Below are 14826 nucleotides of genomic sequence, written 5' to 3' on the forward strand. Positions count from 1 at the left end.
CATGGGTTTAAAAGCGTATTTAGAAAAAATCGAACCAAACTTCGAGCCAGGTGGTAAGCATGAAAAGTGGTATGCGCTTTACGAAGCTGCGGCTACCATTTTTTACACGCCAGGCAAAGTAAACAAAGCTAACACGCACGTGCGTGACAGCATTGACCTTAAACGCATCATGATCATGGTATGGATGGCAACATTCCCAGCTATGTTCTTTGGTATGTACAACATCGGCCTACAAGCGCAAGACGCGATTGCAATGGGCGCAGGTACATTACCTGATACGTGGCAAGCAGGCCTTTACGCTGCATTTGGCGGCGACTTGGCGAATGCGGGCACATTAGGCTTATTCTTCTATGGTGCATGTTTCTGGCTACCAATCTACGCTACAACGTTCATCGTGGGTGGTTTCTGGGAAGTACTATTCGCTTCTGTGCGTAAGCACGAAGTAAACGAAGGTTTCTTCGTAACATCAGTACTGTTTGCACTAACGCTTCCAGCTACCATTCCACTATGGCAAGTAGCACTAGGTATTACCTTCGGTGTTGTTATTGCTAAAGAAGTATTTGGTGGTACAGGTCGTAACTTCCTTAACCCAGCGCTATCTGGTCGTGCTTTCCTTTACTTTGCATATCCTGCACAAATCTCAGGTGACCAAGTATGGGTAGCTGCAGACGGATACTCTGGTGCAACGTCTCTGAGCCAAGCGGCTTCTGGCAACCTAGACTACGCAAACATGGACCAGTGGATGAACAGCTTCATCGGTACTATTTCAGGTTCAGCGGGTGAGGTTTCTACACTAGCTATTATTATTGGTGGCTTGTTCATCATGTACATGCGTATAGCGAGCTGGCGTATTGTTGCTGGTGTTGCAATTGGTGTGGCGTTCTTCGCAACCTTGCTAAACCTAATCGGTAGCGATACTAACCCTATGTTTGCAATGCCTGCACATTGGCACTTTGTTGTTGGTGGTCTTGCTTTTGGTATGTTCTTTATGGCGACAGACCCAGTATCTGCGTCGTTCACAAACCAAGGTAAGTGGGCTTACGGTATCTTCATTGGCTTTATGACGGTACTAATCCGCGTCCTTAACCCAGCCTTCCCTGAAGGTGTAATGCTAGCAATTCTATTTGCTAACTTGTGGGCGCCACTGTTCGACTATTTTGTCGCACAAAGCAATATCAAGCGGAGGGTAGCACGTGTCGGCTAAAAAAGAATCATTAGGCAAAACGGTAGGTATTGTTGTTGCCGTATGTTTAGTTTGTTCAATTGTTGTATCTGGCGCGGCTGTTGGCCTTCGCTCTTTGCAGGAAACAAACGCGGCTCTAGATAAAAAGAGCAACATCCTTACTGCTGCTGGCCTATATGAAGTAGGTATGAGCAACAACGCAATCGAAAGCACGTACAGCGAGCGAGTAGAGCAGCGTTTCGTAGACCTAGACAATGGCGCTTTTGTTGAAGCGCCAAGCGAAGACTACGATATGTATAAAGCAGCGAAAGTGACTGAAACCAGCACTAAAGTTGAAGGTAGCAACGTTGGTTTCCAGCGTCGCCCTGACGTAGCAAGTGTTTACTTAGTTCGCAACGAAGCAGGTGATGTATCTCGTATCATTCTTCCTGTTCACGGTAGCGGCCTTTGGGACCTTATGTACGGTTTCTTAGCGCTAGATGCAGACGGCCAAACGGTTCGTGAGCTTATTTACTATCAGCAAAAAGAAACTCCAGGACTTGGTGGTGAAGTGCAAAACCCTGCATGGCAGGCGAAGTGGGACGGCAAAGAACTTTACGAGAATGGCGAAGTTGCTATTCGCGTAGTGAAAAATGCTAACCCTAGCAATCCTCACACTATTGATGCGCTTTCAGGTGCAACCCTAACCAGCAACGGTGTTGAAAACACGGTGCGTTACTGGGTAGGTGAGCAAGGCTTCGGCCAGTTCCTGAAGAAGCAAGCATGGCGTTCATAAGGGAAGTCTCATGGCAGATACTAAAGAAATGAAAAAGGCCCTCTTTGGGCCGATTATGGACAACAACCCGATCGCCCTTCAGGTACTAGGGATTTGTTCAGCACTTGCTATTACTACCAAGCTAGAAACAGCATTGGTTATGTCGCTTGCGCTTACTAGCGTTGTAGCGTTCTCAAACTTGTTTATTTCACTTATTCGTAACCAGATCCCATCTAGCGTTCGAATTATTATCCAAATGACCATTATTGCGTCGTTGGTAATCGTTGTTGACCAAATACTAAAAGCATACTCGTATGAAATATCGAAGCAGCTGTCGGTATTCGTTGGTCTAATTATTACCAACTGTATCGTAATGGGCCGTGCAGAAGCCTATGCCATGAAGAGCCCACCTCTAATGAGCTTCCTTGATGGTATTGGTAACGGTTTAGGCTACTCTTTCATCCTAGTTGTAATTGGTACAATTAAAGAGCTATTTGGTTTCGGTACCATTCTTGGTTTCGAAATCCTTCCACTGGTTCAAAACGGTGGTTGGTATCAGGGTAACGGTTTGTTAATCCTACCATTCAGTTCATTCTTCTTAATCGGCGGCATGATTTGGGTTATTCGTACCCTTCGCCCTGAGCAAGTAGAGCCTAAGGAGTAAGTCATGGAACATTATTTGTCGTTATTTGTTCGCTCAATCTTCGTTGAGAACATGGCGTTATCACTTTTCTTAGGTATGTGTACGTTCCTAGCGGTATCTAAGAAAGTTAAAACTGCTATGGGTCTTGGTGTAGCCGTTATCGTAGTACTTGGTATTTCTGTACCGGTTAACCAAATTATTTATGTAAATATCCTTGCGCCAGGCGCACTAGCTTGGGCAGGTTTCCCTGAAGCTGACTTAAGTTTCCTTAACTTCCTAACGTTTATCGGTGTAATCGCGGCACTGGTTCAGATTCTAGAGATGAGCTTAGACAAGTTCTTCCCAGCGTTATATAACGCACTAGGTATCTTCCTTCCGCTAATTACCGTTAACTGTGCAATCTTCGGTGGTGTGGCATTCGCGGTTCAGCGCGAATACAACCTGACCGAAAGTGTTGTTTACGGCGTAGGAAGTGGTATCGGTTGGGCGATCGCAATCGTGTTGCTTGCAGCAGTTCGCGAAAAGCTTAAGTATGCCGATATGCCAGACGGTGTTCGTGGTCTTGGTTCAGTATTCATGATTGCGGGTCTAATGGCACTTGGCTTCCAGTCTTTCACTGGTATTCAGCTGTAATTAAGCTCGGGAGCAACTAAATGAATAATATTGAGATATATCTAGGCGTCGGCATGTTCATTGCCATCGTATTGGCGCTTGTATTTATAATCATGTTTGCCAAGTCTAAGTTGGTACCGACAGGTGACGTAACAATCACCATCAACGGTGACCCAGACAAAGCAATTAAAACAGCACCGGGTGGCAAGCTACTTGGTGCACTTGCAGACGCAGGTTTCTTCGTATCATCTGCATGTGGTGGCGGTGGCTCATGTGGTCAGTGTCGTGTGGACGTACACTCTGGTGGTGGTGAAATTCTACCTACCGAGCTAGACCACATCACTAAAGGTGAAGCACGCGAAGGTTGTCGTCTTTCATGTCAGGTAGCTGTTAAGCAAGACATGGAAATCGAACTTGAAGAGTCTGTATTTGGTGTTAAGAAATGGGATTGTGAAGTTATCTCTAACGATAACAAAGCAACGTTCATCAAAGAACTTAAGCTTAAAATTCCAAATGGCGAGAGCGTTCCATTCCGAGCGGGTGGTTACATTCAAATTGAAGCGCCTGCGCACCACGTTAAATACAAAGAGTTCGATATTCCTGAAGAATATCGTGGCGACTGGGAGCGTTTCGGCTTCTTTGACATCGAGTCAAAGGTAGACGAAGAAACAATTCGTGCATACTCAATGGCGAACTACCCAGAAGAAGAAGGCATTATTATGCTGAACGTGCGTATTGCTACGCCGCCGCCTAACAACCTAAGCCTACCTGCAGGTAAGATGTCTTCGTACATCTGGAGCCTGAAAGAAGGTGATAAAGCGACTATCTCTGGCCCATTCGGTGAATTCTTCGCGAAAGACACTGATGCAGAAATGGTATTCGTTGGTGGTGGTGCTGGTATGGCGCCAATGCGTTCACACATTTTCGACCAACTTCGTCGCTTGAAGTCTGACCGTAAGATCAGCTTCTGGTACGGTGCTCGTTCACTTCGTGAAATGTTCTATACAGAAGATTTCGATGAGCTAGCGGCTGAGAATGATAACTTCCAGTGGCACGTAGCACTTTCAGATCCTCAACCAGAGGACAACTGGGAAGGTTATACAGGGTTTATTCACCAAGTACTTCTAGAGAACTACTTGAAAGATCACCCTGCACCAGAAGATTGTGAGTTCTACATGTGTGGACCACCTATGATGAACGCGGCCGTAATCAACATGCTAAAAGATTTAGGTGTTGAGGACGAAAACATCATGCTAGATGACTTCGGTGGTTAATCTACGCAGTTAATTATTAAAAAAAGGGGCGTAAGCCCCTTTTTTGTACGAGTTTGCTAGCGCTGTATTTCTTACGGGGCTAACGATTCGTACCAATTACACAAAGGATAATGTTGTGATTCGATTTGCAATTCGAATTTTTCTTGCGTTTGTGGCTATAGGCATACTTGTTTTAGCTAGCTGTAGCGACAAACAGCGCCCTGTAGTGCATCTGCAAGGGCAAACAATGGGTACAACCTATAACGTGAAGTATTTGCTTGCTGAAAACGAGCAAGAGGCGATAGACGCCGAAAAGCTTCAGCAGCAGATAGATGCTAGATTGGTTGAAGTTAACAAAATGATGTCAACGTACGACCCCACGTCAGAGCTTTCACGTTTTAACCAGTATCGTTACACCGACAACTTTGCGGTATCGCCTGATACATTGTTAGTGGTTAACGAAGCGCTTCGTCTAGCGAAGTTAAGTGGCGGTGTACTAGATGTTACAGTTGGACCTTTAGTTAACCTTTGGGGTTTTGGGCCTACAAAACGCCCTGAAAAAGTACCGACTGAAAGCGACATTAATAAAGTACGCGACTATGTGGGGTACAACAAGCTTACCACCACACCGACAGGCCTTAAAAAGTCGCACCCTATGCTTTACGTTGATTTATCGACTATTGCAAAAGGATTTGGTGTTGATGAGGTGGCTGAAATCTTGGAGCAACAGGGCATTCAAGACTATCTTGTAGAGATTGGCGGTGAAATGCGCGTGCGTGGCGAACGTGGTGATGGAAGCGAGTGGCTAATTGCTATTGAAAAGCCAGTTACTACAGAGCGTACCGTACAGAAGGTAGTGTCTATTGGCGAAAACGCTGTGGCTACTTCAGGTGATTACAGAAACTATTATGAGGAAAATGGCGTTCGCTATTCTCATTTAATAGACCCAACAACGGGTTCACCTATATCGCATAACTTGGTTTCAGTAACGGTTATTCACCCATCGTCTATGACTGCAGATGGTCTTGCAACGGCATTTAACGTGATGGGATGGGAGCAGGCTATAGCGGTAGCTGAACAAGAAAAGCTTATGGTATTCCTAATTCGTCGCACCGCAGACGGTTTTGACGAGTATGCGTCGCCAGAATTTGATAAACTGGTAACAGTTCATAATTAGGGGGTAGCAATGTCTACATTCATTCTTGCATTTGGTTTCTTCCTTGCCATGGTGTTGGCAATGGCCGTGGGTTACCTTGTACAAAAGAAATCTATTTCTGGTAGCTGCGGTGGTTTAGGTGCGTTGGGTATCGAGAAAGCTTGTGATTGCCCTGAGCCTTGCGACCGTAAGAAGATGCGCATGGAAAAAGAAGAAGCGCGTCAGAAAAAGCTAAACGAATGGAAGCAAAACCAAATTCTATAACGTTATTTACAACGTAATTTATATACCTAAAGCGCTGTTTGATGTCATTAACGGCGCTTTTTTGTTTTGTCATGCCCCACTGATTCTGTGTATATAAACCGATTTCAAGTAAGTCAGCAGCCGCTGCTTTTGAAACGCGGTATTCAGGCATTACATTGCGTTAAGTTGACGTTTGAGTTTATCCATTGAAAAGCTTGCATCGTCTTCACTGTTGTCTCCCTCATCAATCAAACTCCTCAACTGGTTTAACTTAGATGCCGCGTTTTGCTCTTGAAGTAATCGTAATGCAGCACGTATGACTTCGCTTTGGTTGTTGTAGTCGCCCGATTGAACCATTGCTTCGATAAACTCATTCATATTGCTACTGGGTTGGAAAGTGATAGTTCGCGCCATTTTGGATACCTTGTAAGTAACTTACTTACAATTTAGCGCATTCCTATTTTTTGCGCAATCGACAGCCATACTTTTGTAAAACTAATAGTTATCATCACAGACGCCATTAACTCAGAAAGCTGCTATCTAGCGAGGTTCTTAAAGCTTTAATAGTGTAATTTATCGTCTTTAATAATATACTGTCTTTTTGTACAGTTTTTGCGTGTAGGCGCATTTAGACCAAAGGCAGATAATGCGAAAAATTATCCACGTCGACATGGATTGTTTTTATGCCGCAGTTGAAATGCGCGACAATCCTGCGTTGCGTGATATCCCTATTGCCATAGGCGGAAGCTCCGATAGACGTGGCGTTATTTCAACCTGTAATTACCCCGCAAGAAAGTTTGGCGTGCGCTCGGCTATGGCTACAGCGTATGCAATGAAACTATGCCCCAATTTAACGTTAGTAAAAGGGCGTATGGAGGTCTACGCCAATGAATCGCAAAAAATTAGAAAGATATTTTCAGACTATACCGACCTTATAGAACCCCTTTCACTCGATGAGGCCTATCTTGATGTTACTAACAGTGAGTTTTGCGGGGGCAGTGCCACCCTTATTGCCGAAGAAATACGTCACCGCATTAAAACCGAGTTAGGACTAACCGCCTCAGCAGGCGTGGCGCCATGTAAGTTTGTGGCTAAAGTGGCTAGCGATGAAAACAAGCCAGATGGCATCTGTGTCATAACACCAGATAAGCTAGACGACTTTGTAAGACTGATGCCACTTAAAAAAATACCTGGAGTAGGGAAGGTTACCATGCAAAAGCTGCAGCGCTTAGGGCTAAACAATTGCGACGATGTGCGTGCGTATCCTTTTGAGCGTTTGCAAAAAGAGTTGGGGAAGTTTGGCAGTGTACTGTGGGAGCGTGCCCATGGTATCGACGAACGCGAACTGTCTGTGTCTAGAGAGCGAAAATCGATAGGCGTAGAACGTACACTGAGTGAAGATATTCATACGCTTGAGGAATGTAAGGCGTTCCTGCCACACTTACTTGAAAAACTGGCCGAGCGTATGGAAAATCATAAAAAGCGCACCGGGAAAGCGGTGCGTCTGCGTACGCAGGGCGTAAAGCTGAAGTTTAACGACTTTCAACTAACTACCGTTGAACATCGACATCACGGCCTAGACGAAGTCTATTTTCATTCATTAATGGAAGAGGCTTTTGAAAGAGCAAGAGGGCGTGGTATTCGATTAGTAGGGCTTCACATTGGTCTTGCGGCTAATCAAACTACTCAGCAACTCGCGCTGCCGCTAGACGATCACAATCGCGAGAACTAATAACTCAGTAATTAGAAAGAACGACCAATTAAAACAAATTAAAAGTACTTCAAAGGAAAGCAATGAACAACAGTAAACTAATCACTCCTGGGCGATACAAGCACTATAAAGGCAATTTGTACGACGTGTATGAAGTTGCTACGCATTCTGAAGACGAGTCGAAATTAGTGGTGTACCGCCCCTGCTACGGCGAACGAGCACTATGGGTGCGCCCCTTATCTATGTTTACAGAAAACATAGAGCGTGATGGTATTGTTCTGCCTCGGTTTGCTTACGTAGGTGATATTCCTAACGATGAAAAAATGATCTAATAATGAAATTAGCCCATAGTGTACAAGGTCTTTATAAAAACCAAAAAATACATACCTAACAAGGAACGCACTATGAAAACACCCCTTATCTTACGTTCATTGCTAACCGCAGCCGTTATTGCGGCTTTGCCCGTTTCGTTAGCCAATGCACAAGACCGTTTCGCGAATGTTGAAGTGAAGGCCACGGCTATCAAAGGAGCCGTACACATGCTTACCGGAGCGGGTGGTAACATTGGCGTTTCAGCCGGTGATGATGGTGTGCTTATTATCGACGATCAGTTTGCTCCGCTTGCTGAAAAAATTGCTGAACAGTTAGGTGAGCTCGGTAGCGACAAACCCAAATTCGTAATTAACACCCATTATCATGGTGATCACACCGGTTCTAATGCGTTCTTTCACAGCCATAAAGGCGCAACCATACTAGCCCATGAAAATGTACGCATACGTTTAGCCAGTGACGAGAAAGTAGCGCCAGAGGCGTTACCCACTATTACCTATGAAGACGGCATTAAAATTTACTTTAACGGTGAAACGCTTCATGTAATACATTTAGCTGTGGGCCATACCGACGGCGACAGTGCGGTGCTTTTTGAACAGCCAAATGTACTTCACACTGGCGACCTATTCTTTAACGGCCGCTTCCCATACATCGACCAGGGGGCTGGCGGAAATGTGGAAGGCTATATGGAATCGGTTCAACAGCTTCTTAATAGAATAGATGATGACACAGTAATTATTCCTGGCCATGGCGCGCTAAGCAATAAAGCCGAATATGCCAACTTTCTTGGCATGATCAGCGAAACATTTAACTACGTTAAGGCGCTTAAAGAAGAAGGAAAATCACTGGATGACGTTAAAGCTATGGGCTTAGAGGAAAAATGGGCCTCGTGGAGCTGGAACTTCATCAATGAAGAGAAATGGATAACCACGCTCTACAACGATGCATAAAAAACGAGTTAACGATAAAGTGTGATAAAAAGCGGCGTCTGCCGCTTTTTATGTTTTTACTTTGTGAAGGTTTGAATATATAACTGTTCAACCTTGTCACGCGCCCACTGTGTTTTGCGTAAAAACTTGAGTGATGATTTCACGGAAGGGTCGTTATTGAAGCAGTTAATTTTGATGCGGTAGTAAAGCCCATCCCATCCATATTTTTCATAAAGCTGAGTTACTATTTTCTCTAGTGTCAGACCGTGAAGCGGGTTGTTAGGCTGCTGGTTCATATTCGTCTCTTTGCAATTTCGCCATAGTATAACATGGCGTGTTTAAACGGTTTGTCGCTTTCACTATTTACGCCGCATGTTTTCAAATAGCGATGGTTCCCACGGCCGCATAGCCATAAGTAAGCCAATATGTTGCCTTTCTTCTATAGGCAATGCGTTGTCTTCACTGCTCAGTTTGGCAGCCTCTTGCCTTAACTGTTCTAAACGACGCTGAATAATGGCAACGGACGAGGGAGAATATCTGCCCCTTAGGTAGGAGCGAAACATCCATGGCTCGTTTTTCTTAGGCGCCATAAACTTCACCATAACCTCGTTTTCCATAAACTTTGCTAAAGGCCCACCGGGGATCCACCTGAAGTCTTGTGCTATCAGCAGCTTGTATCGGTTATTGGGTAATAGCTCTATCAGCTTTAGTTTATCAAGCGTAGTCATAAGCTTTATGCCTTCAACATGCTCAATATCGTAATGTGCAACAATTTCTTCAAATCGCCAACCGTCGCGCACGCATACCGCTGCAAGTAACAGCTTAGGGTTGGAAAGTAGCTGTAGCTCTTGCTCTTCGGACAGCTGAGAGATCTTGTCTTGCTGCTGTTGCGACATAATAAAAAGCTCACTCAGCGAAAGCTGAAGCAGCTCGCAGATATGTTCTAGTTTGTCCAAGCTAAACGCTTGAAGCGAAAAGTTTCGTTTAATGCTGGCTTCACTAACATTAAGGGCATTAGCAACGTGTTTGTAAGTTACACGCTGTTCACGCAGGCATTGCTTAAGGGTGTCGTAAACTAGGCTTATCTGGCTCATGGTATTAAATTGTAATACTTGTGGTGTAATTTAATACTACATTATTCAATTTAGTTTACGAAATTAATTCTTGCGCCTAGTGTAGATTGTGTTCAAGGCAAAGCAACGCCTTACTACATAGGAGCAAGTGATATGAAAAATACACGTTTAACATTGATGTTAGTTACCGCCTTAACGACGGCTACGTTATCTTCAAACACGTTTGCCGACGATTCTGTTACGCATAGCGGAAAAGCCAGTAAGCACAGTGTGCTTGCATCAAGCCAAGGTTTAGCTACTACGGCATCGGTTGCCAGTGCTGTTGTTGCAGTACCTGTTGTCGTTACCGGTAGCGCCATAGTTGCCACAGGTAGTGCTATTGCTGAGAGCGCTGAATCAGTAGCCAAGAGCGCCCGCCATGAAAGCAGTAATAGTAATAACCATGAGCCCATTGTGATTACCGAAACCATTATTACGGCTGATCCCGCGCCAAACAAAGTAAAGATAGTGTCTAAAACCACAACAACCGCTACCACAACGCGATAAGGCTGCAGTTATGAGAGCATGTATTTTTATTTATATGTTGCTTATAAGCATGGCAGTTAATGCTGGCAGCGATCAAACGGGAAAGCCGCAATTTACGCCGGAAACTATTGCGCACTTCTCAAAGAATGTAGAGAAGTACGCAGCGGCGCAGGGAGCTAGAGCCTTTATTATTGCAAGAAGAGGGCGCGCAGAAAGTGAGTTACCAAAGGGTATCCGCTTTACCCATACCGCGATTGCCATTTACTCAAGCATTCAATTGGACAATGGCGATGTGGCTAAAGGCTATGCTATTCATAATCTGTATCAAGATGCGCAGCAGCCAGATGTAAGCCACTTAATAACCGACTATCCGGTAGATTTTTTCTGGGGAGCTTATGCCATGGAAGCAGGCATCATTGTTCCCACGTTAGAAGTACAAAATGCACTTATTGCGCTTTATTCAGAGGGCAAGGCAAAGCTGCTACACAACCCGCGATATTCTGTGGTAGCTAACCCGTTCAATAGTAAGCGTCAAAACTGCACAGAATATACGTTAGATGTGTTAAACAGCGCCGTATATTCAACCACTTATACAAAGCAGTTAAAAGCCAACGCTAAGGCTTATTTTAAGCCACAAAAAGTAGAAATGAGCCGTGCAAAGTTAGGCATAGCAAGCATGTTTAATGACGGTATCACGCTAAGTGACCATGGGCGAAAGGTAGAAACAACAACCTTCTCAAGTTTAGCGCGTTATATGCAGCAGTACGGCTTATCAACATCGGCGGTAACGTTTGACAACAACCAAAACGTTAACGCAATTTAGGAGAGACATAATGCAAACTCAAAACCCAACAAAAGCATTTAAATTAGCGTCAATAGCAGCCTTAGTAACCGGCGTCGCTGCTTACTTTATTGGGCTTTACAACGCACCCATGGCACTAAACGAAAAAGGCTATTACTTCACTATTATGTTATTTGGTTTGTTTGCCGTAGTAAGCCTACAAAAAACCGTACGCGATAAAATGGAAAACATTCCAACGACGAAAGCGTACTTTCTTGCATCGATAGTGGCGGCTTTGTCTTCAATTGCGCTGCTGGTTATTGGCTTAATGAATGCAGAGTTGTTATTAAGTGAAAAGGGCTTTTTCGGCATGGCATTTACGCTTAGCCTGTTTGCCGCGGTAACCGTGCAGAAAAACGTTCGAGATAGCCAGCAGCCTGAACAAGATGAAGATCTTCCGTTGTTTAAAGAAGAAGTTGAAGCACCACACAAATTACATATTGCGAAAGGGACTAGCGATTGATTCACACTGTTAGCTTGCGTATGCTCAACGCATGATTGTGAAAGTAGGAAGCAACTGTAGTGTGTGAGCTTTTAGGCATGAGTGCCAATACTCCAACCGATTTGTGTTTTAGTTTTACCGGCCTTACTCGCCGAGGTGGCGAAACCGGGCCGCACAAAGACGGGTGGGGTGTGGCATTTTACGAAGGTAAGGGCGTACGCATGTTTCACGACCCAGAGCCGTGCGCCACGTCACCTATTGCCGACTTTGTATCAAAACTTCCCATAAAAAGTAAAAGCGCTATTTGTCATATTCGACAGGCCAATGTGGGCAATATCAACTTAGCCAATACTCACCCGTTTGCTAGAGAACTGTGGGGCAGATATTGGGTTTTCGCGCACAACGGCCAGCTTCCGTCGTTTTCGCCTAAGCAGGGTATGTATGAAGCCGTTGGCGATACCGATAGCGAAGCATTGTTTTGCGATATTATGAATACGTTTCGTGATAGTTTGCCTCGCAGCGCCAGTAATGAAGAGTTGGCCGCTACGCTAGTACCGCTGGCACAAAGCTATGCGCAAAAGGGCGTGTTTAATTGCTTATTAAGTAATGGTGATTGGCTATTTACCTTTTGCAGTACCAAGCTGGCAAGTATTACCCGAAGAGCACCATTTGGGCCTGCATGTTTAAAAGACGTTGAGGTAGAAATAGATTTTGCCGCCGAAACCACCCCGAAAGATGTAGTAAGCATTATTGCCACAGAGCCACTAACCAATGACGAGCAATGGGATATTTATGACCGTGGAGAATGGAAGCTGTGGTTAGAAGGTGAGGTTGTTGCTAGTGGTAAAGTAGACGTGCCTGAGCATAAGAAAGAAACACAAATGGTGTCACCAGATCCTGCTTTACACAGTAGCTAGAAGCAATAACTAGCTCGACTCGCCAAGTACTTCAGCCACAGTGCTTTTTATCAACTCATACCTCGCCGGTAATTCGGTGTGTGGCGTTTGCACGCTATAAAGTAGCTCGGTAACACTGTTTGTTGGCTTGTATACGCACAGTAAATCGGCAACACCACTAAATCTTAATGTGCTGGTGGGCAACACAGTAAAACCAAGGCCTTGGCTTACTGGAAGCAATATCTGGGACAGTTGATTAATATAGCCGGTATGCTTCATATTATTTGGATTAATACGCTGCAATTTATCATCGCCACTATCGTTGATATAGCGTTGTAAATAATGCAAAGCATCAGGGTGGTTTATTAGCCCAAGTGTTGGTAATAGTGAATCAATTTGGTGATATTTATGCTCATATTTTTTGGGCAGAATAAGCCCAAGCGTTTCTTCGCCTAAGTAATTATATGCAACATCATCGCTATTAGGCATATTCGTAACAATGCCTAGTAACATACTGTTGCTTTGAATATCTTGAAGTATGGTGCGCCGCGGCGCTACTTCAACATGAATATGCAACTTAGGGTATTTAACCTGTAATGCTATTAGCGCGGGGTAAATACGCTGCGCTGTAGCGCCTGAGCAGGCAACACTGCATTGTCCTTCGTACTTTTCGTCAAACTTCAATGCACTTAGAAAGTCGTGCTCACGTTTCTTTTGCTGTAACGCATAGTCGTATACGCGCCTGCCTTGTTCGGTAAGTTGAATACCTTTACCCAAACGAACCACTAACTCGCAGCCACACGCGTCCTCTAGTTTTTTCAAATGCTGACTTACACCAGGCTGCGTCATAAAACGCTGCTCTGCAGTACGTGTAAAATTGCCAGTGTCGGCTAAGGTTAAAAAGGTGTCTAACCAAACGGGGTTGAGCATGGCTATAAATTTAAATTATCAAATTTAAAAAATATCATAATTTCATGTTTTGTTTTTGTCTAGCTACCATGATCACACTTTCATTTAGTAATTCTTTAATTTTGTAGAGCCATTAAAAGGAGCAAGTGATGACTGAAGCAGTAAAAACACCTTATCCTCGTACGTTTTCACATATTGGTATTTCGGTACCTGATTTAGAAGCCGCGGTAAAATTTTATACCGAAGTGCTAGGCTGGTATTTGATTATGAAGCCAACCGAGATTGTTGAAGACGACTCAGCCATTGGTGAAATGTGTACTGACGTTTTTGGCGCTGGATGGGGAAAGTTTCGTATAGCACATTTGTCGACGGGCGACCGAGTAGGTGTAGAAATCTTTGAATTCAGCAATCAGGAAAACCCAGAAGATAACTTCGAGTACTGGAAAACCGGTGTTTTCCACTTTTGTGTTCAAGACCCTGATGTAGAGGGTTTAGCTGATAAAATTGTTGCCGCTGGTGGTAAGAAACGCATGAAGGCTCCTCGCTATTATTATCCGGGCGAGAAGCCGTATCGCATGATTTATATGGAAGACCCGTTTGGCAACATTCTTGAAATCTACAGCCATAGCTATGAATTACACTATGCCAGTGGTGCTTACGAGTAAGCTGGTTTAACCAAACTTACCCGATACATAAGGGTTTGTGGCCTTCTCAGTCCCTACCGTAGTGGTAGGGCCGTGGCCAGGATAAATCGTCATATCGTCTGGCAACACCATAATTTTTTGTTTTATAGAATCGATTAGCTGTTGATGGTTACCCTGCGGAAAGTCGGTTCTACCAATAGAGCCTGCAAAAATAACGTCACCCACAACCACGCTGTTGCTCGTACGCTCTACCAACACCACGTGTCCAGGCGTGTGGCCAGGGCAGTGCAGCACCTCTAAGGTAATGTTGCCAAGCGAAATGGTATCGTTGTCGTTTAACCACTCATTTGGAGAAAAAGGCTGGGCAGGAGGAAAACCAAACATTTGACTCTGTTGCATTAAGGCATCTAGCCAAAACTTATCGCCAATATGAGGCCCAATAACAGGTACATTATAATGTTGTGCAATGGCTACCGTGCCGCCAACATGATCAAGGTGACCGTGGGTGAGTATAATTTTCTCGATGCTAACACCGTGTTGTGTAGCGGCTTCGATAAGTTTATCAATGTCACCGCCTGGGTCGACAAATGCCCCTTTCATGGTTTCAGAACACCATATTAACGAGCAATTTTGCGCAAAAGGCGTAACGGGTAAAACAACAATATTCACTTTAAAACCTTAT

General features: G+C 44.4%; 20 protein-coding genes. 15 read left to right on the plus strand and 5 right to left on the minus strand.

What is annotated here, in order from left to right; genetic code table 11:
• The first annotated feature begins 1 nt into the window (after position 1).
• The 7 genes from ACGHAV_RS15825 to nqrM all read left to right on the plus strand — a co-directional run bounded on the left by ACGHAV_RS15825 (position 2) and on the right by nqrM (position 5865).
• Positions 2-1204 carry an NADH:ubiquinone reductase (Na(+)-transporting) subunit B gene (locus ACGHAV_RS15825; protein WP_390382802.1) on the plus strand — a complete coding sequence of 401 codons (1203 nt, stop codon included), beginning with the start codon at positions 2-4 and terminating at the stop codon, positions 1202-1204.
• Entirely contained in the window at positions 1194-1958 is a 765-nt protein-coding gene (locus tag ACGHAV_RS15830) for a Na(+)-translocating NADH-quinone reductase subunit C (protein ID WP_390382805.1), read from the plus strand. Before ACGHAV_RS15825 ends, ACGHAV_RS15830 begins: the two co-directional genes overlap by 11 nt.
• A 10-nt stretch (positions 1959-1968) precedes the next feature.
• Complete coding sequence (locus ACGHAV_RS15835; RefSeq protein ID WP_334016076.1) at positions 1969-2601, plus strand: NADH:ubiquinone reductase (Na(+)-transporting) subunit D; 633 nt, start codon at positions 1969-1971, stop codon at positions 2599-2601.
• Positions 2602-2604: 3 nt separating this feature from the next.
• Positions 2605-3213, plus strand: coding sequence for an NADH:ubiquinone reductase (Na(+)-transporting) subunit E (gene nqrE / locus ACGHAV_RS15840; protein ID WP_015068138.1), 609 nt, complete (start codon positions 2605-2607; stop codon positions 3211-3213).
• A 20-nt stretch (positions 3214-3233) separates the two neighbouring features.
• Positions 3234-4466 (plus strand): NADH:ubiquinone reductase (Na(+)-transporting) subunit F, encoded by a 1233-nt coding sequence (nqrF, locus tag ACGHAV_RS15845; protein WP_334016075.1) that lies wholly within the window; start codon positions 3234-3236, stop codon positions 4464-4466.
• Between the two features lie 115 nt (positions 4467-4581).
• Entirely contained in the window at positions 4582-5622 is a 1041-nt protein-coding gene (locus tag ACGHAV_RS15850; protein ID WP_390382810.1) for an FAD:protein FMN transferase, read from the plus strand.
• A 9-nt stretch (positions 5623-5631) separates the two neighbouring features.
• Positions 5632-5865: a (Na+)-NQR maturation NqrM gene (gene nqrM / locus ACGHAV_RS15855; protein ID WP_159627761.1), complete on the plus strand. Its 234-nt coding sequence runs from the start codon at positions 5632-5634 to the stop codon at positions 5863-5865.
• Positions 5866-6015: 150 nt separating this feature from the next.
• Here nqrM and ACGHAV_RS15860 read toward each other — a convergent pair whose 3' ends face one another.
• Entirely contained in the window at positions 6016-6258 is a 243-nt protein-coding gene (locus tag ACGHAV_RS15860) for a type II toxin-antitoxin system ParD family antitoxin (RefSeq protein WP_390382814.1), read from the minus strand.
• Positions 6259-6490: 232 nt separating this feature from the next.
• Between ACGHAV_RS15860 and dinB the strand changes: the two genes are divergently transcribed.
• The 3 genes from dinB to ACGHAV_RS15875 all read left to right on the plus strand — a co-directional run bounded on the left by dinB (position 6491) and on the right by ACGHAV_RS15875 (position 8835).
• Complete coding sequence (dinB, locus tag ACGHAV_RS15865; RefSeq protein WP_390382817.1) at positions 6491-7576, plus strand: DNA polymerase IV; 1086 nt, start codon at positions 6491-6493, stop codon at positions 7574-7576.
• A 62-nt stretch (positions 7577-7638) separates the two neighbouring features.
• Positions 7639-7887, plus strand: a complete 249-nt coding sequence (locus ACGHAV_RS15870) for a DUF1653 domain-containing protein (protein WP_390382820.1) — start codon at positions 7639-7641, stop codon at positions 7885-7887.
• 72 nt (positions 7888-7959) lie between these two features.
• A complete protein-coding gene (locus ACGHAV_RS15875) occupies positions 7960-8835 on the plus strand; it encodes an MBL fold metallo-hydrolase (protein ID WP_390382823.1) in 876 nt (291 codons plus the stop codon).
• Positions 8836-8891: 56 nt separating this feature from the next.
• Here ACGHAV_RS15875 and ACGHAV_RS15880 read toward each other — a convergent pair whose 3' ends face one another.
• Positions 8892-9110, minus strand: a complete 219-nt coding sequence (locus ACGHAV_RS15880; RefSeq protein ID WP_390382826.1) for a VF530 family DNA-binding protein — start codon at positions 9108-9110, stop codon at positions 8892-8894.
• Between the two features lie 63 nt (positions 9111-9173).
• Entirely contained in the window at positions 9174-9908 is a 735-nt protein-coding gene (locus ACGHAV_RS15885; RefSeq protein ID WP_390382829.1) for a helix-turn-helix domain-containing protein, read from the minus strand.
• 132 nt (positions 9909-10040) lie between these two features.
• On the opposite strand from ACGHAV_RS15885, the gene ACGHAV_RS15890 reads away from it, so the two are divergent.
• From ACGHAV_RS15890 to ACGHAV_RS15905, 4 genes are read left to right on the plus strand one after another with little or no spacing between them, the layout of a single operon-like run.
• Complete coding sequence (locus ACGHAV_RS15890) at positions 10041-10433, plus strand: hypothetical protein (RefSeq protein ID WP_390382832.1); 393 nt, start codon at positions 10041-10043, stop codon at positions 10431-10433.
• Between the two features lie 10 nt (positions 10434-10443).
• On the plus strand, positions 10444-11235 hold the full coding sequence (locus tag ACGHAV_RS15895) for a DUF2145 domain-containing protein (RefSeq protein WP_390382834.1): 792 nt from the start codon (positions 10444-10446) through the stop codon (positions 11233-11235).
• 10 nt (positions 11236-11245) lie between these two features.
• Positions 11246-11716 (plus strand): inner membrane protein YiaA, encoded by a 471-nt coding sequence (yiaA, locus tag ACGHAV_RS15900; protein WP_390382837.1) that lies wholly within the window; start codon positions 11246-11248, stop codon positions 11714-11716.
• Positions 11717-11775: 59 nt separating this feature from the next.
• The gene (locus ACGHAV_RS15905; RefSeq protein ID WP_390382840.1) at positions 11776-12612 is read left to right on the plus strand and encodes a class II glutamine amidotransferase; all 837 of its coding nucleotides are present in this window, start codon (positions 11776-11778) and stop codon (positions 12610-12612) included.
• 9 nt (positions 12613-12621) lie between these two features.
• Here ACGHAV_RS15905 and ACGHAV_RS15910 read toward each other — a convergent pair whose 3' ends face one another.
• Positions 12622-13521, minus strand: coding sequence for a LysR family transcriptional regulator (locus tag ACGHAV_RS15910; RefSeq protein WP_390382843.1), 900 nt, complete (start codon positions 13519-13521; stop codon positions 12622-12624).
• A gap of 128 nt (positions 13522-13649) precedes the next feature.
• Between ACGHAV_RS15910 and ACGHAV_RS15915 the strand changes: the two genes are divergently transcribed.
• Positions 13650-14165, plus strand: a complete 516-nt coding sequence (locus ACGHAV_RS15915) for a lactoylglutathione lyase family protein (RefSeq protein WP_334016060.1) — start codon at positions 13650-13652, stop codon at positions 14163-14165.
• 6 nt (positions 14166-14171) lie between these two features.
• On the opposite strand, the gene ACGHAV_RS15920 is transcribed toward ACGHAV_RS15915, so the two are convergent.
• Positions 14172-14813 (minus strand): MBL fold metallo-hydrolase, encoded by a 642-nt coding sequence (locus ACGHAV_RS15920; protein ID WP_390382847.1) that lies wholly within the window; start codon positions 14811-14813, stop codon positions 14172-14174.
• Positions 14814-14826: the final 13 nt, after the last annotated feature.

This window comes from Alteromonas sp. MTD1, assembly GCF_042848195.1.
GTDB lineage: Bacteria > Pseudomonadota > Gammaproteobacteria > Enterobacterales > Alteromonadaceae > Alteromonas.

What these genes read in the sequence shown, in the direction of transcription:
- ACGHAV_RS15825 (WP_390382802.1), top strand. Translation starts at nt 2, where the DNA reads ATGGGTTTAAAAGCGTATTTAGAAAAAATCGAACCAAACTTCGAGCCA.
- ACGHAV_RS15835 (WP_334016076.1), top strand. Translation starts at nt 1,969, where the DNA reads ATGGCAGATACTAAAGAAATGAAAAAGGCCCTCTTTGGGCCGATTATG.
- nqrE (WP_015068138.1), top strand. Translation starts at nt 2,605, where the DNA reads ATGGAACATTATTTGTCGTTATTTGTTCGCTCAATCTTCGTTGAGAAC.
- nqrF (WP_334016075.1), top strand. Translation starts at nt 3,234, where the DNA reads ATGAATAATATTGAGATATATCTAGGCGTCGGCATGTTCATTGCCATC.
- nqrM (WP_159627761.1), top strand. Translation starts at nt 5,632, where the DNA reads ATGTCTACATTCATTCTTGCATTTGGTTTCTTCCTTGCCATGGTGTTG.
- ACGHAV_RS15860 (WP_390382814.1), bottom strand. Translation starts at nt 6,258, where the DNA reads ATGGCGCGAACTATCACTTTCCAACCCAGTAGCAATATGAATGAGTTT.
- dinB (WP_390382817.1), top strand. Translation starts at nt 6,491, where the DNA reads ATGCGAAAAATTATCCACGTCGACATGGATTGTTTTTATGCCGCAGTT.
- ACGHAV_RS15870 (WP_390382820.1), top strand. Translation starts at nt 7,639, where the DNA reads ATGAACAACAGTAAACTAATCACTCCTGGGCGATACAAGCACTATAAA.
- ACGHAV_RS15875 (WP_390382823.1), top strand. Translation starts at nt 7,960, where the DNA reads ATGAAAACACCCCTTATCTTACGTTCATTGCTAACCGCAGCCGTTATT.
- ACGHAV_RS15880 (WP_390382826.1), bottom strand. Translation starts at nt 9,110, where the DNA reads ATGAACCAGCAGCCTAACAACCCGCTTCACGGTCTGACACTAGAGAAA.
- ACGHAV_RS15885 (WP_390382829.1), bottom strand. Translation starts at nt 9,908, where the DNA reads ATGAGCCAGATAAGCCTAGTTTACGACACCCTTAAGCAATGCCTGCGT.
- ACGHAV_RS15890 (WP_390382832.1), top strand. Translation starts at nt 10,041, where the DNA reads ATGAAAAATACACGTTTAACATTGATGTTAGTTACCGCCTTAACGACG.
- ACGHAV_RS15895 (WP_390382834.1), top strand. Translation starts at nt 10,444, where the DNA reads ATGAGAGCATGTATTTTTATTTATATGTTGCTTATAAGCATGGCAGTT.
- yiaA (WP_390382837.1), top strand. Translation starts at nt 11,246, where the DNA reads ATGCAAACTCAAAACCCAACAAAAGCATTTAAATTAGCGTCAATAGCA.
- ACGHAV_RS15910 (WP_390382843.1), bottom strand. Translation starts at nt 13,521, where the DNA reads ATGCTCAACCCCGTTTGGTTAGACACCTTTTTAACCTTAGCCGACACT.
- ACGHAV_RS15915 (WP_334016060.1), top strand. Translation starts at nt 13,650, where the DNA reads ATGACTGAAGCAGTAAAAACACCTTATCCTCGTACGTTTTCACATATT.